Annotated in this window: 21 protein-coding genes and 1 pseudogene; 11 read left to right on the top strand and 11 right to left on the bottom strand. The window is 65.6% G+C overall.

Annotation, left to right across the window (positions count from 1 at the left end):
- Positions 1 to 68 precede the first annotated feature (68 nt).
- Positions 69 to 1,010, top strand: a complete 942-nt coding sequence (locus IF803_RS02105; RefSeq protein WP_461191103.1) for a LysR family transcriptional regulator — start codon at positions 69 to 71, stop codon at positions 1,008 to 1,010.
- Here IF803_RS02105 and IF803_RS02100 read toward each other — a convergent pair.
- Complete coding sequence (locus tag IF803_RS02100) at positions 988 to 1,896, bottom strand: LysR family transcriptional regulator (RefSeq protein ID WP_461191102.1); 909 nt, start codon at positions 1,894 to 1,896, stop codon at positions 988 to 990. The two genes, IF803_RS02105 and IF803_RS02100, sit on opposite strands and share 23 nt — an antisense overlap.
- Positions 1,897 to 2,110: 214 nt before the next feature.
- Between IF803_RS02100 and IF803_RS02095 the strand changes: the two genes are divergently transcribed.
- A complete protein-coding gene (locus IF803_RS02095) occupies positions 2,111 to 3,628 on the top strand; it encodes an MFS transporter (RefSeq protein WP_461191101.1) in 1,518 nt (505 codons plus the stop codon).
- Positions 3,629 to 3,681: 53 nt separating this feature from the next.
- Here IF803_RS02095 and IF803_RS02090 read toward each other — a convergent pair whose 3' ends face one another.
- Positions 3,682 to 4,086, bottom strand: coding sequence for a cupin domain-containing protein (locus tag IF803_RS02090; protein ID WP_461191226.1), 405 nt, complete (start codon positions 4,084 to 4,086; stop codon positions 3,682 to 3,684).
- Between the two features lie 101 nt (positions 4,087 to 4,187).
- Complete coding sequence (locus tag IF803_RS02085; RefSeq protein WP_461191100.1) at positions 4,188 to 4,589, bottom strand: Ohr family peroxiredoxin; 402 nt, start codon at positions 4,587 to 4,589, stop codon at positions 4,188 to 4,190.
- A gap of 148 nt (positions 4,590 to 4,737) precedes the next feature.
- Between IF803_RS02085 and IF803_RS02080 the strand changes: the two genes are divergently transcribed.
- Complete coding sequence (locus IF803_RS02080) at positions 4,738 to 5,205, top strand: MarR family winged helix-turn-helix transcriptional regulator (RefSeq protein ID WP_028344726.1); 468 nt, start codon at positions 4,738 to 4,740, stop codon at positions 5,203 to 5,205.
- A gap of 152 nt (positions 5,206 to 5,357) precedes the next feature.
- Entirely contained in the window at positions 5,358 to 5,810 is a 453-nt protein-coding gene (locus IF803_RS02075; protein ID WP_461191099.1) for an EF-hand domain-containing protein, read from the top strand.
- Between the two features lie 19 nt (positions 5,811 to 5,829).
- Here IF803_RS02075 and IF803_RS02070 read toward each other — a convergent pair whose 3' ends face one another.
- Genes IF803_RS02070 through IF803_RS02060 form a run of 3 tightly spaced genes read right to left on the bottom strand, consistent with a single transcriptional unit; the run spans position 5,830 to position 8,131 of the window.
- Positions 5,830 to 7,170, bottom strand: a complete 1,341-nt coding sequence (locus IF803_RS02070) for an ATP-binding protein (protein WP_461191098.1) — start codon at positions 7,168 to 7,170, stop codon at positions 5,830 to 5,832.
- Complete coding sequence (locus IF803_RS02065) at positions 7,167 to 7,889, bottom strand: response regulator (protein WP_026192667.1); 723 nt, start codon at positions 7,887 to 7,889, stop codon at positions 7,167 to 7,169. The genes IF803_RS02070 and IF803_RS02065 overlap by 4 nt, the downstream gene beginning before the upstream one ends.
- 20 nt (positions 7,890 to 7,909) lie before the next feature.
- Positions 7,910 to 8,131, bottom strand: coding sequence for a hypothetical protein (locus tag IF803_RS02060; protein ID WP_461191097.1), 222 nt, complete (start codon positions 8,129 to 8,131; stop codon positions 7,910 to 7,912).
- 42 nt (positions 8,132 to 8,173) lie between these two features.
- Between IF803_RS02060 and bamA the strand changes: the two are divergent.
- Together bamA and IF803_RS02050 are read left to right on the top strand one after the other, a co-directional pair.
- Positions 8,174 to 10,589: pseudogene (gene bamA / locus IF803_RS02055) on the top strand (outer membrane protein assembly factor BamA).
- 138 nt (positions 10,590 to 10,727) lie between these two features.
- The gene (locus IF803_RS02050; RefSeq protein ID WP_028344729.1) at positions 10,728 to 11,279 is read left to right on the top strand and encodes a carboxymuconolactone decarboxylase family protein; all 552 of its coding nucleotides are present in this window, start codon (positions 10,728 to 10,730) and stop codon (positions 11,277 to 11,279) included.
- An 8-nt stretch (positions 11,280 to 11,287) separates the two neighbouring features.
- On the opposite strand, the gene IF803_RS02045 is transcribed toward IF803_RS02050, so the two are convergent.
- Positions 11,288 to 11,839: an AAA family ATPase gene (locus IF803_RS02045; protein ID WP_461191096.1), complete on the bottom strand. Its 552-nt coding sequence runs from the start codon at positions 11,837 to 11,839 to the stop codon at positions 11,288 to 11,290.
- Between the two features lie 228 nt (positions 11,840 to 12,067).
- Here IF803_RS02045 and IF803_RS02040 point away from each other — a divergent pair, with 228 nt between their 5' ends.
- The 3 genes from IF803_RS02040 (at position 12,068) to IF803_RS02030 (ending at position 15,068) form a co-directional block, all read left to right on the top strand.
- Complete coding sequence (locus IF803_RS02040) at positions 12,068 to 13,234, top strand: ABC transporter substrate-binding protein (RefSeq protein ID WP_461191095.1); 1,167 nt, start codon at positions 12,068 to 12,070, stop codon at positions 13,232 to 13,234.
- Positions 13,235 to 13,360: 126 nt separating this feature from the next.
- Positions 13,361 to 14,578 carry an MFS transporter gene (locus IF803_RS02035; protein WP_461191094.1) on the top strand — a complete coding sequence of 406 codons (1,218 nt, stop codon included), beginning with the start codon at positions 13,361 to 13,363 and terminating at the stop codon, positions 14,576 to 14,578.
- Positions 14,579 to 14,735: 157 nt separating this feature from the next.
- Complete coding sequence (locus IF803_RS02030; RefSeq protein WP_461191093.1) at positions 14,736 to 15,068, top strand: hypothetical protein; 333 nt, start codon at positions 14,736 to 14,738, stop codon at positions 15,066 to 15,068.
- A 12-nt stretch (positions 15,069 to 15,080) separates the two neighbouring features.
- Here IF803_RS02030 and IF803_RS02025 read toward each other — a convergent pair whose 3' ends face one another.
- Positions 15,081 to 15,728, bottom strand: a complete 648-nt coding sequence (locus IF803_RS02025) for a Vgb family protein (protein ID WP_461191092.1) — start codon at positions 15,726 to 15,728, stop codon at positions 15,081 to 15,083.
- Between the two features lie 134 nt (positions 15,729 to 15,862).
- A complete protein-coding gene (locus IF803_RS02020) occupies positions 15,863 to 17,083 on the bottom strand; it encodes a helix-turn-helix domain-containing protein (protein ID WP_461191091.1) in 1,221 nt (406 codons plus the stop codon).
- A 92-nt stretch (positions 17,084 to 17,175) separates the two neighbouring features.
- Between IF803_RS02020 and IF803_RS02015 the strand changes: the two genes are divergently transcribed.
- Complete coding sequence (locus IF803_RS02015) at positions 17,176 to 17,424, top strand: hypothetical protein (protein WP_461191090.1); 249 nt, start codon at positions 17,176 to 17,178, stop codon at positions 17,422 to 17,424.
- A gap of 5 nt (positions 17,425 to 17,429) precedes the next feature.
- Here IF803_RS02015 and IF803_RS02010 read toward each other — a convergent pair whose 3' ends face one another.
- Positions 17,430 to 18,521, bottom strand: coding sequence for an adenylate/guanylate cyclase domain-containing protein (locus tag IF803_RS02010; protein WP_461191225.1), 1,092 nt, complete (start codon positions 18,519 to 18,521; stop codon positions 17,430 to 17,432).
- Positions 18,522 to 18,598: 77 nt separating this feature from the next.
- Here IF803_RS02010 and IF803_RS02005 point away from each other — a divergent pair, with 77 nt between their 5' ends.
- Positions 18,599 to 19,057: an SRPBCC family protein gene (locus IF803_RS02005; RefSeq protein WP_028344737.1), complete on the top strand. Its 459-nt coding sequence runs from the start codon at positions 18,599 to 18,601 to the stop codon at positions 19,055 to 19,057.
- Positions 19,058 to 19,064: 7 nt separating this feature from the next.
- On the opposite strand, the gene IF803_RS02000 is transcribed toward IF803_RS02005, so the two are convergent.
- Positions 19,065 to 19,706, bottom strand: a complete 642-nt coding sequence (locus IF803_RS02000; RefSeq protein ID WP_304499910.1) for an HD domain-containing protein — start codon at positions 19,704 to 19,706, stop codon at positions 19,065 to 19,067.
- Positions 19,707 to 19,858: the final 152 nt, after the last annotated feature.

Genomic DNA, 19,858 nt, shown 5'->3' with positions numbered 1-19,858 from the left:
TTTTCGGGAAGATGGCCTGTTTGTCCGTGATAAGGTATTCGTCAACTCTGCTAATTGAGTTTGCAAAAATGAACAGCCCGCTTGACTGGAATGACCTTCGCCTTGTCCTCGCGGTCGCGCGGGAAGGCAGCCTCTCGGGGGCGGCGCGCCGGCTCGGCGTCACGCATTCCACCGTGTTTCGCCGCCTCGGCACGATCGAGGATGCGATCGGAACGCGGCTGTTCGAGCGCTTCCGCGACGGCTACGCGCCGACACCGGCCGGCGAGATCGCGGCGGCGTCGGCAGCCCGGCTCGAGGACGAGGTGCTTGCGCTCGAGCGCAAGCTGGCGGGACGAGACCTCAGGCCGTCGGGGCCGGTGCGGATCACGACGACGGACACGCTCGGCGCGGTGCTGATGCGGCATCTGCCGGCGATGCGCGCCGCGCATCCGGAGATCCAGCCGGAGATCATCATCTCGAATGCGATGGCGAACCTGACGCGCCGCGAGGCCGAGATCGCGATCCGCCCGACACCGGCGCCTTCCGAACTGCTGGTCGGACGGCGCATTGCCGATATTGCCCATGCGGTCTACGGATCGCGCGCCTATCTCGCCCGCCGCGGTGACAGGGATCTGTCGCTGCACGACTGGATCGGGCTCGACGATGCGCTGGCGGGGACCGTCATCGCTGGCTGGATGCGCGAGAACCTGCGTTCGGCGCGGACCACATGCCGGGTCGACGCGCTTCCGGCGCTGCGCGATGCCGCGGCAGCGGGGCTGGGGCTTGCCCTGCTGCCCTGCTATGTCGGCGATCTCGCGCCCGCGCTGCGCCGCCTGACGCCGAAAGCACTCGCGGAGCCGCGCTCGGCGCTGTGGCTATTGACCCATGACGATCTCAAGCGCACCGCGCGCATCCGCGCGACGCTCGATTTTCTCGCCAGCGCGCTCACCTCGGAGCGCGCGCTGTTCGAGGGAAAGCGCGCCGCTAGTCGGCCGGCGCGCAGATCGCTCAGGAGCCGACAACTTCCGTGACAGTATGGATTTCCTCTGCCGCGCGGTTCGCAGGCATCCGATGGTGCTCGCGAAAGGCACCAACGATCGTCTTCAGGACCGCCCGTGATTTTGCGTCTGACAGCGCCGACAGCAGCATGATCTCGGACGGCGGAAGGGCAGGCAGGCCGAGCCGCCGGCTGACCTCGATCGTCCCGGCCGGGGCGAGCCGGCTGGAGAACACCGAAGTCGCGAGGCCTGCGGCGACCGCGTCGGCGACGGCAAAGGATCCGCAGCCAAGGAAGCTTTCCGTCCACGGGATGCCCGCCGCCGCCAGCGCGCGCGTCGCGATGTTGAGCACGCCGCAGGACGGCGAGGAGGCGGCGAGCCGCAGCGGCTCGCCCGCGCGATGGACGAAGTCCAGCGTGGCGAACCAGCCATAGTGATCCGTCGCCAGCATCTCGCCGTCGCGGCGGTCGTCCTCGCGGCGGATGATGGCGGCGTCGATCTCGCCGCGATCGAAGGCATCGAGCAGGTCGCGGGAGTCCTCGAGCCGGACCTCGATGGTGAGCGCCGGATCGTGCGCGTGCAGCCGCGCCAGCAAGGTCGGAACCTCCGCGCCTCCGACATGGGTGGCGATGCCGAGCGAGAAGCGACGCGGGCGCACGGGCGACAGCGCCGCGACGGCGCGATCATGCGCGGCGAGCAATTCCTGCGCGGGGGCGAGGAAAGCCGCGCCCTGCGCCGACAGGCGTACCAGGCGCGGTGTCCGTTCGATCAGCCTGTGGCCGAGCTGGCTTTCCAGCCGCTTCAACTTGACACTGATCGCGCCCTGCGTGGTGCCGAGCGTTTCGGCGGCGCGCGTAAAGCTCTTGAGATCGGCGATGGTCACGAATGTCTTCACGGCGTCGACGTCGAGCGTGGTCATGTCAGTCATCCGGATTTGTTGTCTCTGAAATATCTAGTCATCCAATTCACCAATGCTCAAGCCGTGACTAGCTTTGCGCTGTGAAGCGCTGCGGCCACCCGATTCCTGCCGTTGCTGCCTCAATACATCGTGAGTCGATCGACCGACGCTGCTGCCAGCACCCTGGCAACAGCGTGCGGTATGCCGTTGGCTTGCCACAACAAAAGGCCTGATCATGTCTACTGAACTGAGCCGCCGCGGCGCTGTTGTGCTGTCCGCCGTATGCCTTGCCTGCCTGATGTTCGGATTGGAGATTTCCAGCATCCCCGCGATCCTGCCGACGCTGGAGCGGGTGCTGCATGCCGACTTCAAGGCGCTGCAATGGATCATGAACGCCTACACGATCGCGGTCACCACGGTGCTGATGGCGATCGGGACGGTGGCGGACCGCTACGGACGCAAGCGCATCTTCCTGGTCGCGATCGCGGCGTTCGGCATCACCTCGCTGATCTGCGGCATCGCCTCGAGCGTCGAAATGCTGATCCTCGCCCGGTTCTTGCAGGGCCTCAGCGGCGGCGCGCTCTTGATCTGCCAGATCGCCGTGCTCTCGCACGAATTCCAGGGCGGCCGGGTGCGCGCCGTGGCCTGGGGCTGGTGGGGCGTCATCTTCGGCATCGGCCTCGGCTTCGGCCCGATCATCGGCGGCGCCGTCGTCGCGGTGCTGAGCTGGGAGTGGGTATTCCTCGTCCACGTGCTGTTCGCGGCCGTTGCGTTCGTGCTCACGATCGGCGGCGTGCATGAATCGAAGGATCCTAAGGCGAGCAGCCTGGACGTCGCTGGTATCGTGACGATGTCGCTCGCCGTGTTCTGTCTCGCCTTCTACATCACGCAGGGGCAGGATCTCGGCTTTGCCAGCTCGAAGGGGCTTGCGATTCTCGGCGTCTCCGCCGTGAGCTTCATCGCATTCCTGGTTGCCGAGAAGATCAGCCGGCGGCCGATGTTCGACTTTTCAGTGTTTCGGATTCCAGCTTTCTCCGGCTCGATCGTCGGCTCGGCGGCGATGAACCTCAGCTACTGGCCGTTCATGATCTACCTGCCGATCTGGTTCCACGCCGGCCTCGGCTATGACAGCGTGTCCGCGGGTCTTGCGCTGCTTGCCTATACGCTGCCGACTCTGGTGATGCCGCCCTTCGCCGAGCGACTGTCGCTGCGCTATCAGCCCGGCCTGATCATCCCGGTGGGGCTGTTCACGATCGGCGCCGGATTCATGCTGATGAAATTCGGCAGCGCCGCCGCGCAGCCGGACTGGTTGACGATGCTGCCGGGCTGCCTGCTCGCCGGCATCGGTCTCGGCATCACCAACACGCCGGTCACCAACACGACGACCGGCTCGGTCTCGAGCGACCGCGCCGGCATGGCCTCGGGCATCGACATGAGCGCGCGAATGGTTTCGCTTTCAGTCAACATCGCGCTGATGGGCTTTATCCTGGCGAGCGGCGTGCTGGCGCATCTGAAGGCGGTGCTGCCGGCGCTGGACGGCGCGCAACTTCGGGCAATCGCCGAGCGGATCGCGGCCGGCGACATCGCATCCGCGCCGGAGCTGACCGGCCCGGTCGTGCATCAGGCGCTCGCGAGCGGCTTCGGCTGGGTGATGCTCTATGGTGGCATCGGGGTGTGGATCATGGCCGCGCTCAGCTTCCTGATCTTCAACGCGCGGCCGGTGCGGCAGGCCGAGGCTCACGGCACGAAGTGAACACGATGTCGCGCCGTGCCTGCCCAGACGCAGGGGCGGGCAGGCGGTATCGGTCACTTCACGAGGGTCAGCAGCGGCTTGTCCTTCTCGACAATATAGGTCGCAAGCTCGCTGGCGGTGACGTCGCCGACATTCCTCGCGGCATGGACCGTGCCGGTGGGAATGAACAGCACGTCGCCGGCCTTCAGCCTCGCCGGCGGCCTGCCGTCGACGTCGTATTCGAGCGTGCCGGCGAGCACATAGATGATTTCTTCGCCCGGATGCGTATGGCGGCCGAATGCCTCGCCCGGCGCGATGTCGACACGCACCTGCACGGCTTCACGCCCGCCGGCGCTGAGGTCGTGGCGCTGCAGGTCGGTTCGCGTGAATCCCGCCGCTTGCTGCGCCTGTGCGCTCGGTATGGTCAGGAGGCTGGCGGTGAACAAGGCCGTCCTCGCGAGGAGGCGCGTTGCCTTCATCAGCTTGCTGGTCATCTTGAACTCCAGGATTGGCTTGCGTCCCTGTCCGATCGCGAGCCGGCAAGCGGCCGGCCCGCATCGGAGATCGTCATGTGCTCGTTTCAGACGAGGGTGGTCGTGACATCGATGTTGCCGTGAACCGCCTTGGAGTAGGGGCAGATGCCGTGCGCGGCTTCGATCAGCTCCTGCGCAACCTCGCGCTCGACGCCGGGGACGTGGACGTTGAGGCGTGCGCTCAGGAAGAAGGCGCTGCCGGCCTGGTTCAGATCGATCTCGGCGTCGACCTCGGGCTCGCTCGCGAGCTTGACCTTGCGCTGACCGGCGGCAAGCTGGATCGCGCCGATGTAGCAGGCCGACCAGGCGGCCGCGAACAGGTTTTCCGCGGCGGGGTGCGGCTGCGGCAGCTTGACGTCGAGGAAGCCGTCGCGCGAGCGGGCGGCGCCGTTCGGGCCGGCGGTGACGTGGGTCTTTCCGGTGAGGAGAACCTTTGCATTGGCGGTCATGGCGAGCTCCTTTGGGATGAATATAGATCGTATCCGATCTAATCGTGTACGCGTTGAAATAGGCCACGGGCTTGATCGTGTCAAGCACTTCCGATTTAATCGGATGCGATTTATATTGACCGCGACATCACAACCTCCGGAGACGTCCGTGACCCGCTCCTCCAAGGCCGAGACCAAGGGCCGAAAACTCTCGAATTTTCTGTGCTTTGCGGTCTATTCGGCCAATCTGGCCTTCGGCCGCGCCTACAAGCCGATCCTGGACGCGGTCGGCCTGACCTACACCCAATACATCGCCATGGTGGCGCTGTCGGAGGCGGACGAGCAGACCGTCAGCGCGCTCGGCGAGAAGCTGTTTCTGGAATCCAACACGCTGACGCCGATCCTCAAGAAGCTCGAGCAGAGCGGCTATATCAGCCGCGCCCGCGATCCCGCCGATGAGCGGCAGGTTCGCGTGAGCCTGACGCCGGCCGGCCGACGCCTGCTCGACAAGGACATCAATGTGTCCCTGGTCGAAGCCACCGGGCTCGGCGACGAATTTCCCGTCGTGCAGAAGACCGTTGCGAGGCTGCGCGACAATCTGCTGCGCAACACGCGCGCCGATCCGAAGAAGGGCTGATCCTGCGGGCCAAATTGTAACGCGCTGTATCCGCGCGGCGCCCTTCCGCATTTTCGCCACGGCGCGACCGACAACTCCGCGCCGCTTCGGGATGACGCGGGGGAGAGATCGACTTGCGCAGACAGTTGCTGTCCATCTGCGGGATGATTGCCATGATGAGCGGGCTTTCCGCGCCATTTCCATTCGCAGCGGCGCAGCCGGCTCCATCAGATCAAGGGCCGCCGCGTCCGCAATCCGGCGGAGACCGCTCACCGGCGAGCGCGGCCGAGATCTGGGACGACAATCACGACGGCGTCTACACCTGCGACGAATGGAAGGCCTATCTCGGCCGGCTGTTCGATCGCGCCGACCGCAATCACGACGGGCGACTCACGCCCGCCGAGTTCGAAGCGGTTCGCCGCGCCGGCAGCGCGCTCGCCGATGCGGATTTCGGCTATTTCGACGAGGACCGGGACGGCAAGGTCACGCACGGGGAGTTCGTCGACAAGCCGAACGAGTTCATCCTGCAATTCGACAAGAACGGCGACTGCCGCGTCACGCCGGACGAACTGAAGCAATCCGGGTCCGATCAAAAGCGGCCGGGCGGCAGGGGCAAGCGATTCTGAACCTGATCCTGAACCTTCCCTAGCCAACGAGCTCAGGAACTGGGGGGCGAGACGCGCTCGCCCCGCTCCGATCCGATCCAGGGTGCACGGGCCCCGGCAATTTGATGCGGACAAGAAGGCCGTGCGGCGCGTTGTCGTGCAGGGACAGCTCGCCGCCATGCCCGCACACCATGGCCTGAGCGATCGAAAGGCCAAGTCCGAACCCGCTTTTCTCGTCCATGGTGCGGGCCTCGTCGCCCCGGACGAATGGCTTCAGCATTTCGGCCCGGCGATGCTCCGGAATCCCCGGACCGTCGTCCGAGACGTCGATGATGGCCTGATCGGCTGACGCGGTCAGCTTGATCTCGACTTCGCTACCGAAGCGCAGGGCGTTCTCCACCAAATTGGTCACGGTGCGGCTGATCTCGCTCGGGCGGATCAGGAGCGAAGCCCTGGTCGGGCCTTGGTAGCGCACGACGTGACCGCAATCGGAGAATTGCTCGCAGATCGTCTGCAGCAGGGCAGCGACGTTCACAAGCGTCGGCTTCGCCGCGCTGCCGCCGCTCAGGAATGACAGCACGGACTCCAGCATGGCCTGCATCTGGTCGAGGTCGTGCAGGGTCTCCGCGCGCTGGGCGTCGTTCTCGATGTATTCGGACCTGAGCCTTAGCCGGGTGATCGGCGTGCGCAGGTCGTGACTGATGGCGGCGAGCATGCGCGTGCGGTCATTCATCAGCGTGGTGATGCGTTCGCGCATGCGATTGAGCGCAACCGCTGCGGCGCGGATTTCCTCCGGGCCGGTCTCCGGAAGCGGCGCGGCGGCCTGGCTGATGCTGAAATTCTCGGCGGCGCGGGCGAACGCGGAGAGCGGCGCGCTGAGCGCGCGGCCGGCCCACACGCCGAGCAGCGTGACGCTGACGAACAGGAACAGGAATGTGCTGACCCAGAACCCGCCGAAGAAGGGCGGCATTTTCGTCGGGCCGATCGTCGCTTCGAACAGGGCTCCGTCCGGCAACCGAACCGCCGCCGGCGCGGTCTTCGAGGAAAACTCATCGACGTCGTCGACGCCAGGTGCCTCGGACGAAGCCTCATCGGACGAGCCCGGACCTGCGTCGCGCAGAGTAAGGTGCAGCCGGGGAAAGGCGCGATCGGCAGCGCGCAACAGCGTTGCGCGATCGGCCGCAGGGGCCTCGGCCAGAAGCCTGGCAACCAGCCGGAACTGATGGACCGGCCTGTCCGCGAACGATCTCGGCTTCTGGCTGACGAAATAGACCCCGATCAGCGCATGGATAAGCACCAGCGAAAGCAGGATCAGCGCGGCGATCTGGCCACTGATCCGGTGGAAGCTGAAAAGCGCGGCAATCCTGCGGGTCCAGCTCATGCGTCCTCCACATGCGGCGTGAAGATGTAGCCGCCGGTGCGCACCGTCCGGATCACCGACGATCCTTCGCTCGTATCGAGCTTGCGGCGAAGCCGGCTGACCAGCACGTCGATGCTGCGCCCGAACGGACTGGCCGGCCGGCTGCGCGTCATGGTCAAGAGGCCATCCCGCGTCAGGATCCGGCCGGGCCGCTCGCAGAACACCTGCAGCAGGTCGAACTCCGCGCTCGTCAACGGGACCTGGGCGCCGTCGGGATCGCGCAGTTCGCGCAGGCGCAGATCGATGGTCCAGTCCTGGAAGCGCAGGCGCGCGGCGCTCTGACCCGAGCGCCCGGCAAGGCCGGCCTGCGCCTGGCGGCGCAGCACGGCGTTGATCCGCGCCAGCAGCTCGCGCGGATTGAACGGCTTGGCGAGATAATCATCCGCGCCCATCTCGAGCCCGAGGATCCGGTCGAGGTCCTCGCCCTTTGCCGTGAGCATGATGATCGGGATCGTCGAATCGCCGCGCAGGCGCCGACACAGGGTTAGTCCATCCTCTCCGGGCAGCATCAGATCGAGGACGACGAGATCGAGCGAATGCCCGGCAAGGTAACGATCCATTTCCCTGCCGTTCGAGGCGGTGGCCACCAGGCAGGATTGGTCGCGCAGGTAGCGGGCAATCAAATCTCTGGTCTGCAGATCGTCCTCGACGATCAGGATCTTTGGAGTGTTTGCAAGCATGATCCGCGACTGGGTCCTCATCATAACGTCATTGGCGCGCGTTCCAGCGCGCTCAGCCACCAATTGACCAGCATACGCGTCGCTTGTGGGCGGCATTGCGCCTTTTCGTAAGCATAGTGTTTCTGAACTGTAAGCGTCGCTCGCAGCCCGAAACCTTCGGCGATCCCGGCGGCGTCGCGTCGCGCTAACAGTCCCAAACCACTGGAAATAATCCCGCAATCCTGCAGCCACACCGCAGCCATCACCATCCCGTCACAACGGGCTTGTTGTTCGCGAGGTGTGGAATGAAGACGTGGCGGGGCTTTGTCGCGGCGATCGTGCTGTCGGGCTTTTCGATCCCGGGGACACCGGTGACATGGCCATTGTTGGCTCCGGTGGCGGCCCAATCGGTTGATGCGATCACGGTCGAAGGCAACCGGAGGGTAGAGGCGGAGACCATCCGCTCCTATTTCAGGCCCGGGCCCGGTGGCCGTCTCGATCAGGCTGCCGTCGACGACGGCCTCAAGGAGCTGGTCGGGACCGGGTTGTTCCAGGACGTCAAGATCAATCAGGCGGGCGGCCGGATTCTCGTTTTGGTGATCGAGAATCCGGTGATCGACCGTGTCGCGTTCGAGGGCAACAAGAAGATCAAGGACGAGCAGCTCTCGGCCGAAATGCAGTCCAAGCCGCGGGGTACCCTGTCGCGGCCGATGGTGCAGTCGGATGCACTGCGGATCGCTGAGATTTATCGGCGCTCAGGCCGCTACGACGTGCACGTCACGCCGGAAATCATCGAACGCTCGAATAATCGCGTCGATCTCGTCTTCACCGTCGACGAGGGAGCGAAGACCGGCATCAAGACCATCGAGTTCATGGGCAATAACAGTTTCTCGGCCGCGCGCCTGAAGGACGTGATCAAGACCCACGAGACGAACCTCCTGAGCTTTCTCGGCAATGCCGACATCTACGACCCGGATCGGGTCGAGGCCGATCGTGACCTGATCCGCCGCTTCTACCTGAAGCACGGCTACGCGGACGTCCAGGTCGTGGCTGCACTCGCCGAGTATGATCCGGAGCGCAAGGGCTTTCAGGTGACGTTCAAGATCGATGAGGGGCAGCAGTACCGCGTCGCGACGGTCAGTTTCCGCTCGAACATAGCGGGCTTCGATCCGACGACGCTGCGTTCATTGTCGCGCGTCGGCGAAGGCTCGCTCTACAACTGTCTCTTATACACATCTGACGCTGCCGACGAACATGTGTATAAGAGACAGGCACTATATCGAGCGGATCGACATTCGCGGCAACGGCCGCACCCGAGACTACGTGATCCGGCGCGAGTTCGATCTCTCCGAGGGCGATGCGTATAACCGGGCGCTGGTCGATCGCGCCGAGCGGCGGCTGAAGAATCTCGACTACTTCAAGACCGTCAAGATCACCACCGAGCCCGGCTCGACGAGCGATCGCGTTGTGTTGGTCGTCGACCTGGAGGAAAAGTCGACCGGCGACTTCTCCGTGTCGGGCGGTTATTCCACGACGGACGGCGCGCTTGCCGAAGTGAGTATCTCTGAGCGAAATCTGCTCGGCCGTGGCCTGTTCGCCAAGGCAACGGTCAGCTACGGCCAGTACTCGCGCGGCCTGTCGCTGTCCTTTGTCGAGCCGTATTTGCTCGACTATCGCGTGGCGCTCGGGCTCGATGCGTATTACAAGGAGCAGCTGCCGACGGACTACACGACCTATGGCGTGAAGACGATCGGGTTCTCGCCGCGGCTCGGCCTGGCCTTGCGCGAAGACCTGACCCTCCAGCTGCGCTATTCGCTCTATCAGCAGGAAATCTCGCTCGATAGCGCCTACGCGAACTGCAACAACAATCCGTCCAACCCATCGCTCGCGTTCAATCCGACACCCGCCTACATCCAGAGTGTGCTCGGCGGCGTCGATCCCACGAACTCGGTCTCGTCAGGGCTTTATGGATATGGCTGCTATGGCGACGGAGAATCCACCTTGCCGGTGCGCAAGGAGCTGGCCGCAGGGGCGACCTGGACCTCGCAGATCGGCTACACGCTGAGCTACAACACCCTCGACAACAACAAGAACCCGACCGACGGCCTGCTGATCGACTTCAAGCAGGATTTTGCCGGCGTCGGCGGCGACGTGACATATTTGAAGAGCGCGGTCGACGCGAAATACTATACGCCGCTGGTGTCCGACCTGATCGGGCTGATCCACCTGCAGGGCGGCCTGCTCACCAAGGTCGGCGACAACGATCTGCGCATGCTGGACCATTTCCAGATGGGGCCGAATCTCGTGCGCGGCTTTGCCACCAACGGCATCGGCCCGCGCGACATCACCTATGCGAGCTTAGGTGCGGTCGGGGATGCGCTCGGCGGCACCAAATATTGGGGCGCGTCGATGGAGCTGCAGATGCCGTTCTGGTTCCTGCCCTCCGAGGTTGGGCTGAAGGGGGCTGTCTATGCGGACGCCGGCTCGCTCTGGGGTTATGAAGGCCCGACGTCGTGGGCCGCAACCGGCGAGGTGAATACGGCTGCTTGCAAATGCGGCCTCCAATACGACGATGGGAACGTGGTGCGAACCTCGGTCGGTGTCGGCCTGATCTGGGCATCGCCGTTCGGCCCGCTGCGCTTCGATTACGCCGTGCCGATCACGAAGGGCAAATACGATATCGTGCAGGAGTTCCGGTTCGGAGGCGGGACGTCGTTCTGAGGTGACAATCGTCGTGCCTGCGGCGCGCGTCCTCGCCGGCGCCGACCTGGCGCGATATTTGCCATGCCGTCCTGCCGCTTGCGGTATCAGGCGAAGCGGGGCAGGCTGCATTGGTTCAATTTCGATCCGAGGCAATCCATGTCACGCGTGTCAATCAAGACCAAGGACGACCTGCCGGGCGAGCTCAAGCCGCTGTGGGACAAGATGACCACCTATGGCGCGTTCGAGAACCAGGCCGGCGTCATGGCGCAGCGCCCGCCGATCTTCAAGCACATGTGGTCGCTGCTGGTGGATCTCGCCGACGAGGCGGTGGTCTCGAAGCGGCATCTCGAGCTCGCGCTGGTGACGGTCTCGCTGCTCAACAAGTGCGACTATTGCGTGTCGCACCATGCGCCGAAGCTCGCGATCCAGGGGGTGTCGGAGGCGGGTGCCGAACGGCTGCTCGACTATCAGGATCATCCCGAGCTCGATGTGCTCGACAAGCTCGTGGTCGAATATGCGATCGCCGTCACCAACAACTGGAACAAGACCCGCGACGAGATCTTCGCACGCCTGCGCGAACATTTCTCGGAAGCGCAGATCGTCGAGCTGACCTGGCGGATCGCGCTGTGCGGCGCCTTCAACCGCTTCAACGACATCTTGCAGCTCGACGTGGAGCAGGGCGTTCCGCATCGCGAGGCCGCGGAGTGACGGTTTGATCAGGCCGTCGGTGTGACGCAGCCGCCGAGCGTCGTGAGCACGAAATCGGCGCGCTCTGCGGGCGATGTCTTCGGCAGGCCGATGACGTCGTAGCCGAGCGTCGGCAGCGTCTCCATCAGCCGCCGATGCTCCGCCACCGCCATCTCGAAGCCGTGCCGACGCTCGGAATCGGTGACGTAGATCTCGGGCCACGGCGGCGTCATGAACACGCGCCGGTGGTAGCGATGTGCGGCGCAGATCGGGTGCAGCACCGGCTCGCCTGTCAATGCCTGTAGCGCCGACGCCGCGTCGACGACGCCGCGATCGAAGAACACCCATCCGGAATGGGCCTTGGCCATCTCGACATCTTGCAGTGCGACGTCAACGGCGCGACGCAGGAAGGCCGTTGCATCGACCCACGGCAGGGCCTTGCCGCCGGACGCAAGCTCATCGGCGATGATGCGGCGGCCGGGCTCCGCGACGACCGGATAGCCGCGGGCGCGCAGTTCGGTGAGCAAGGTCGATTTTCCGCCGCCGGAGCAGCCGGAGATCAGGACGAAGCGGTTTTGCAAAGGGCGTCCTTTCGTCGATCGTCACACCGCATGATCGAGCACGCCGCGAACGCGGGTCGCTCGATAGACCAGAAATCTTGAGGAGGAAGGAGCGCGGAAATATCTCGACGCGCGGAGTGAGCATAGCCTCGAATGTGACGCAAATGGGGGCGCGCTTGACGAATTCTTCAGTGCCACGCCGATAAGATCGATCAAACTGGATGCTTCCTGTCTGAAGGAAAGACGCACATGGCATCACGCTCGATCACCTGCATGACGCTCGCGCTTCTGCTCTGCGGTGCGGCGCTTCAGTCGGCGCGCGCCGCTGAACCCGGCGAAGCGATCCGGGTCGGCGCGGTGCTGCCGTTTTCCGGCGGGGTCGAGCTTTATGGCCAGCAGGCGAAACTTGGGCTCGATCTCGCCGCCAGGGACATCAACGCGGCGGGCGGCATTCTGGGCCGGCCGGTCGAGGTTATCTATGTCGACGACAAGACACGGCCGGGTTCGGCCGCTGAGGCGATGCGCTCGCTGGTCGAAAAGCAGAACGTGCTGGCGACGGTCGGTCCGATCACGTCGCAAAACCTGAATGCGCTGGTGCCGATTGCCGAGAGCTCGAAGACGCCGCTGCTCTACGCCACCAATTACGAGGGCGGCAAATGCAGCCGCTATCTGTTTTCGTTCGGCGCGGTGCCGAACCAGGAGCTCGGCCAGCTGCTGCCCTACATGACCCGGACGTTCGGCAACACCTACTTCCTGCTCGGCGCCGACCGGGTTTGGCCGCATCAGATGTTCGGCATCGCGCAGCCCCTGATCGAGAAGCTCGGCGGCAAGGTTGTCGCGACGAAATACACGCTGGGGACCGAGACCGACTTTTCGCCGCTGATCAAGGAGATCGCGGCGAGCAAGGCCAAGGTGCTGTTGTTCGCGCTGAAGGGCGACGGGATGGATTTCATCCGGCAGGCCGACGAAGCCGGATTGCTAAAGGAAATCACCGTCGCTTTCCTCGGACTGTCCGAGGTCGATCTCGGCATCTTCCGCGGCAAGGGACAGAACATGGTGACGGTGGTGCCGGCGGTCGCGGCGAGCGAGGATCCTGCCGTCAAGGCGTTCGTCGCGAAGGCCCGCGCCGCCGCAGAGCCGGGTGTCGCGGTGTCGAACTATGTGATCACGCATTACAACACGCTGATTGCGCTGAAGGCGGCGGCCGAGAAGGCCGGCAAGCTCGACAAGGGGGCGATCATCGACGCGATGGCGGGCCTCGCCGTTCCGTCGCCGACCGGCCCTGTCACGCTCGGTCAGGATCATCACGCGGCGATGAACATGTTCATCGCCAAGACGCAAGGTTCCGAGCTTGTGCAGGTCCGTGCGCTCGGCGAGATCGCGCCGGAGCCGGGGTGCAGTCTGGCTGGCCGCTGACCAATATCTCGGTAGCCACGCTAGACGCCATGCTCGCAAAAAAGTGAGCTGGCGCGCTCGTCAGCTGTCGGTTTCGCGTCGTCCCGCTCGTCTTCCAGACAGAATGAGCTGCATGGGAGTTCCGGAATGAGCAATTTGACCTATCGCTGGGTGATCGTCGCGGCCGGTGGCCTGCTCGGCTGCGTCGCGATCGGCGGCATGTTTTCGCTGCCGGTGTTCCTCCAGCCCATGGCGCGCGAGACCGGCTGGTCGGTGACCGGCATCTCCAGCGCGATGACGATCGGCTTCCTCGCGATGGCCTTCACCAGCATGATCTGGGGCACGCTGTCCGACCGGTTCGGGCCGCTCCCGGTGGTGCTGACCGGATCGGTCGTGCTGGCGGCAAGCCTCGCGCTGGCCAGCCAGGCGACATCGCTGCTGGCCTTTCAGTTCGTGTTCGGCGCGCTGGTCGGCGCGGCCACGGCGGCGATCTTCGCCCCGATGATGGCCTGCGTCACCGGCTGGTTCGACACCCATCGCAGCCTCGCCGTCTCGCTGGTGTCGGCCGGCATGGGCATGGCGCCGATGACGATGTCGCCGCTCGCGGCCTGGCTGATCTCCCACCACGACTGGCGCACCGCGATGCTGATCGTCTCGGGCGTGGTCGGCGCGATCATGATCCCGGTCTCGTTCCTGGTGCGCCGTCCGCCGGCGCTGCAGGGCGACCACGTTGAAGCGGTCACCGAGAACGGCGAACCGCCGATGTCGCTGGCGCAGGCGCTGCGCTCGCCGCAATTCATCATCCTGATCGCGACCAATTTCTTCTGCTGCGCCACCCATTCGGGCCCGATCATCCATACCGTGAGTTACGCGGTCACTTGCGGCATTCCGATGGTTGCTGCGGTGACGATCTACAGCGTCGAAGGGCTCGCCGGGATGGGCGGCCGCATCGCCTTCGGCCTGCTCGGCGACCGCTTCGGCGCCAAGCGCGTGCTGGTGCTCGGCCTGCTGGCGCAGGCGTTCGGCGCGCTCGGCTACGTCTTCGTGCGCGAGCTCGCCGCATTCTACGCGGTCGCGGCGATCTTCGGCTTCATCTATGCCGGCACCATGCCGCTGTATTCCGTGCTGATCCGCGAGAATTTTCCGCTGCGGATGATGGGCACGGTAATTGGCGGCACCGCGATGGCCGGCAGCCTCGGCATGGCGACCGGTCCGTTGGCCGGCGGCCTGATCTACGACACCTTTGCGGGCTACACGTGGCTCTATGTCGGCTCCTGGGCGGTCGGCATCGGCGCGTTCCTGATCATGATGACCTTCCGCCCGATGCCGGCGGCGCGGCCCGTGGCGGTGCCGGCGCCGGCATGAGGTTTGACCTAGGTCATGCAGCGCGCCGCTCGGACAGACGCATTGTTCTTGCCGAGCGGCGGGCAAAGGGGCAACGTTGTGGCGTCATGCATCGGTCGGGCGTCCACGGCTGAATGCCATGATTGTTGGCACCACGCCAGACGCATGAGAGCCCACTATGTACCGTGATCTCCAATGGTCCCCGGCCGAAAAGAAGATTGCGCGCAAGGCCTATGATTCTGCGGTGGAGTGTGCACTCGCCAAGGTGATGGTCGAATTCAAGAGCAGGGCCGTTGCGGCAGCGACGCCGTCGGAGATGTGGGAAGTTGGCGCCTATCTGCACCAGCAAAGGAGGGAGCTCGATGAGATGTTCGACTATCGATACTCGCAGCTTCCGCTTGTCTTCGCGCGGCTCATCCGAGAACAGCATCTCGACGAGGCGCTGCTCGCGGGTTTGTCGGACGAGAAGCGCCAGATGATCCGCTCTATTCTTTCTCTGGCCGGAAGGTGATCGCAAATCGCTTCACGCGCGGCTGCGCTTCGGCCGCCGGATGGCACGCACCTTGTTGTTGGCGGAGCCGCTTCCGCAGAAGAAGCGGTCGCCGCCGTCGGACTCCAGCCCGGAGATGAACGTGCCCTGCGGCATCTCCAGCTTTTCCATGACTTCACCGGTCTGCGGGTCGATGCGTCGCACGTCGCTTTCATCGCCTTCCCAGGTGCCGTGCCAGAGTTCGCCATCGACCCAGGAGACGCCGGTGACGAACCGGTTGCTTTCGATGGTGCGCAGAACCTTGCCGGTCTCCGGATCGATCTGAACGATGGTGCGATCGCGATACTGGCCGACCCACAGCGAGCCCTCGGCCCAGGCGAGACCCGAGTCGCGGCCGCCGCCGGGCGAGGGGATGGTGGACACTACGCGCCCGCTGTTCGGCTCGATCTTCAGAATGCGGTCCTCGGCGATCTGATAGAGGTGCTTGCCGTCGAAGGCAGTGCCGGCATGGGCCGCGATATCGAGGGTGCGCGTGGTATTGCCGCTGTCGGGATCGAAGGCCACCAGGCGATCGCCGGCCGCGAACCAGACCTGCTCGCCGTCGAAGCTGACGCCGCCGACGTTCTCGACGCCGTCGAAGGGACCGTATTCCCGGATGATCTCGGCCGTGGCCTTTTTCATGCTGCGCTCCTGTCGCCTCGAGCTTCGGTTCTGATTGAATCAGAATCGAGGCTCCGGATTTCCTGTTTTGACGCGTTTTCTTCACGCGAACCGGCATCCGCTTCGCTCGAAAACGCTCTGATGTCGCCCTGATGCTAGCCATTCGGCAGCGGGGCAGGGAGTAACAACGTCGTCGTGAATCCCGGTACCGGCGGGGTCATCCAGCGCCGGGCGCGGGCACGGCCGACCGACTGCACCTTGCCGGTAGCGGCCAATGTGTCGAGCGCACGCTGCACGGTGCGCTGGCTCGCCCCCAGCGCGACCGACAGCGCCGAGCTCGACCAGGCCTCGCCGTCAGCGAGAAAGGCCAGCACCGCCGCATGCTCCTCCTCGACCGGCAGCGCCAAAACGCTCACCTCGCGCCGGCCATGCGGCTGGAGCACAAAGCCGTCCGGCGTCGCGCTGAGATCGGCCAGCGGCCGCAGCGCTCGGCGCAGCCGTCCGATCTCGACCCGCAGCCGCGCCCGGTGTGATTCATCGGCGTGCTTGCCGCGAAACGCCCGCGCGATCAGCGTGCCGCGGGACACGTCCTGCGGCCACGCTTCGCCCAGCGCGCGGGCGAGCGCGAACAGCACCGGCCGTCGGGTCAGCGAGACCGTCGTGCCGATATCGCGCACTACATAGCGGCAGGCATCGACGACGAGCGCCTTCGACGCCATCAGGGCTTCGACCTCCTCGAGCAGCAGCGGCCGCTCGCTGCCGCGCGCGATCAGGCGCGCCGCGGGCGTGGCGAGCATGCGCGCGGTGCTCTCGACCTCGGCCGCGAGCTCGGCGATGCCGGCGCGGCGCGCGGCGTCCCTTGCGCGGGCCAGCGCTTCGCGTGCCGGCTTGGTCCGCAGCCGCCGCATCGCGATTCCGGCGACGACCAGTTCATGGCCGACCCGCAGCGCCGGCGGGAACGGCGCCGGGTCGAGGCCAGCAAGCATGCGCTCGGCGGCATCGAGGCTCCCGATCAGCAGCAGGCGGCGGATTTCGAGATAGCCGGCATGGGCGGCGTTGAGTGCATCGCCGCGTGTCGCGAGCGTTGCGCGCGCCGCGGCGAGGCTCTTGCCGGGAAAGGAAAGGTCGCGCGACACCAGCGCGATCTCGGCCTCCACCACCACGCAGCGCGCCCGCGCGACGGCTTCGCGCGGGCCGAATGCGCGGCCGGCGCGCCGCAACAGCTCCTTGGCGCGGGCGAAATCGCCGAGCCGGGCCATCGCGATGCCGCGCAGCGCCAGCGCCGGCGCATCGTCGCGCAGGGCCACCCGTTTCAGTGCGCCGAGGGGATCACCCGCCGCGAGCGCGCGCGCCGCAGCCGTTATCAGCGAGTCCATTCGAATCCCGACACACTTGTCACTCTCACCCTCCGAGGCCCGGTCCTAACCTAGCACATGACGACATGGATCATCTCCAGAGAGATCGAACGATGACCGGTATTGAAACACGCGAAGATTGGGTGAGGAGGCGGCTCAGCGGACGCGGGCCCATCGTGGCGCGCTTTCTGTCGCTGGCGGCGGCGCCGACCTTCGCCGTGATGGCGCTGATTGCCGCGATGGCGCCGGCCGACATGATCTGCAGCGCGATGCAGAGGCCGCTGTCATTGCAGGGCATGGTCCCGATGTACGCGCTGATGAGCGCATTTCATCTGGCGCCATGGCTGCGCCTGTTCAGATGACCGGCTCACCCTTCCGGCAAAGTGAAGACCGCGCATGGCCGCGCGATGCCGCGCAATTCATGACTGCCGAGCGCGACCAGTGGCGTCTCGGTCTCGGCGGCGAGGGCGCCCGAAACCAGCACGGGCTGCTCCAGCGGCTTGCACAGCCCTTCGAGCCGGCTCACCAGATTGACCGCGGCACCGATCGCGGTGAAGTCGAGGCGGTCGGCGGCGCCGATATTGCCCCAGTGCACCTCGCCGAGATGCAGCGCCGCGCCGAATGGCAACGGCGGCAAGCCCTGCTTGCGTCGCTCTACGTCGAGATGGGCCATGCCGACGCGCGCCGCCGACACCGCGCGCAATGCCGCCTCGGATGCGCTGCGCGCGCTGGTCGTGACCGGAAAGATCGCAAGCAGGCCGTCGCCGATGAATTTCAGCACCTCGCCGCCGAAGGCGTGGATGGCGCCGGCGATGCGGTCGAACCAGGCATCGAGCGCCGCGATCACCTCGGCAGGCGGATGGCTTTCCGACAGCGCGGTGAAGCCGCGGAGGTCGGCGAACAGCAGTGCTGCCCGGATAGTTTCGCCGGTGTTGCGCCGCAATGGCGATGCCAGCACGCGCGCCGCGCTGCGCCGGCCGAGATAGGCCTCCAGCGCCGCCGTCAGTGTCGCGCGCGCCGCGAGCGCGGCGAGCGGCGCGGCCATGAACCGCGCCGCCTCGCGCAATTGGTCCGCCTCGGCAGGTGTGAACGCGCGTGTCCCGATCCAGCCGAGGGTCGGGCCATCCGGCCGCGTTCCGATCGTGCCCTCGTGGATCGGGCCGGGCGCGAGAGTTCCGAGCCAGCGCCGGCCGGCGTTGCCGGATCCCACCATATCGGGCATCGCAAAAGGTTGTTCCGGCGCGAATCCGAGCGCTTCGATGACCTCGCCATTGTCGGCACGCCACAGCCAGGTTCGTCTTGCAATCAGGGGGTGCGGAACCTCGAGCGTCAGAGCGCCGCCGGCAAGCGGCAGGCCATCCGTGATAAGATGGCTACCGAGGTCCGCCAACAACCGGTTGGCGCCCGCGGTCTCGGCGGCGGCGTCGACCAGCCAGCTCAACGTCGAGGACAATTGCATCACGCCATCATGGGGTTGACGCACCACTCTTGTCACGAATTATCCCTGAGCACCGACCGTCAATGGAGCATGGATCGATGACTGAAGCCTTCATCGTTCAACGCGAGATCCAGATCGCAGCCCCGGCTGCAACCGTGTTCGCCTTCCTGACCGATCCGCAGAAGATCGTGAGCTGGATGGGGCTGGAAGCTGCGACCGAGACGCATCCCGGGGGCCTCTACTTCCTCAAGGGGCTCGGCAGCGATCGCAGCCGCGCCGCGCGCGGCGCGTTCCGCGAGGTCGTGCCGGTGCATCGTCTGGCCTACAGCTTCGGCTGGGAGGGCAGCGAGGAAGTGCCGCCGGGATCGAGCCTGATCGAGATCGACCTGATGGAGCAGGACAACGGCACGCTGCTCCGCATGACTCATAGCGGCCTGCCGAACGCCGCGCAGTGCGAGAGCCACGACAAGGGTTGGGCACACTATATGAGCCGGCTCTCGCACGCGGCCGCCGGTCGGGATCCCGGCCCCGACCACGGTCCCGCCAATCGCCATTGACGTCGCGTCATGTCGGCCATTTCGAGCCGAGGATGATCGAGCAGAAGTTCATCCTGGTGTAGTTCATGTCCTTCAGCGCCAGCACGTCGGCCTTGACGTTGCCGAATGTCGTCAGCGGCTTCTTGATGGTGCTGGCGGCGAAATGATCGATGATGTTCTCCTTGAAGTTCGCCTCGCGCGGATGGTGCGCGCAGACGTGGTCGCGGTGCTCGTGCGAGAAATCGTCGTAGGCGATGCCGAGCACGTCCATCTCGACGCCGGCGGTGACCAGCGCAATGGTCGGACGCATATGCTCGGGGACACCGGGCGTGGTGTGCAGGGCGATTGAGGTCCAGACGTCCTCGACGTCGCGCTCCGGAACGCCATAGCTCTTGAGGAAGTCGCGCGCGGCGTTGGCGCCGTCGACCTCGAAGCGCAGATTGGGGCTCGCATGAGCGGCGGTGAGGCCCATGTCGTGAAACATGGCGCCGATATAGAGCAGCTCGGGATCGAATTTCAGCCTGTGGCGGTTGCCGGTCAGCGCGCCCCAGAAAAACACGCGGCGGCTGTGATTGTAGAGCAGGTCGTCCTCGGTATCGCGCACCAGCTGGGTGGCGGCGCGGGCCATCGCGCTGTCGGGTACGCGGATGCCGGCGATGATCTCGGTCATTTCAAGACGCTCCTTGATGTGGCAAGACGATGCTGTGGCGTGCGAACACGCGAGCCCGGCGCTCGTCTCTGCGGTGTGTGCGGATCGCCGGGTGGCGCGATCCGTGGTGTGTTTGTCGCCGGTTTTGGCCCGATCCCGCAACGATCGCGCGC

It is taken from the genome of Bradyrhizobium sp. UFLA06-06 (genome assembly GCF_054820065.1).
The sequence above is the reverse complement of the archived record's forward strand: the minus strand, read 5'-3'. Positions and strand labels throughout refer to the sequence as shown.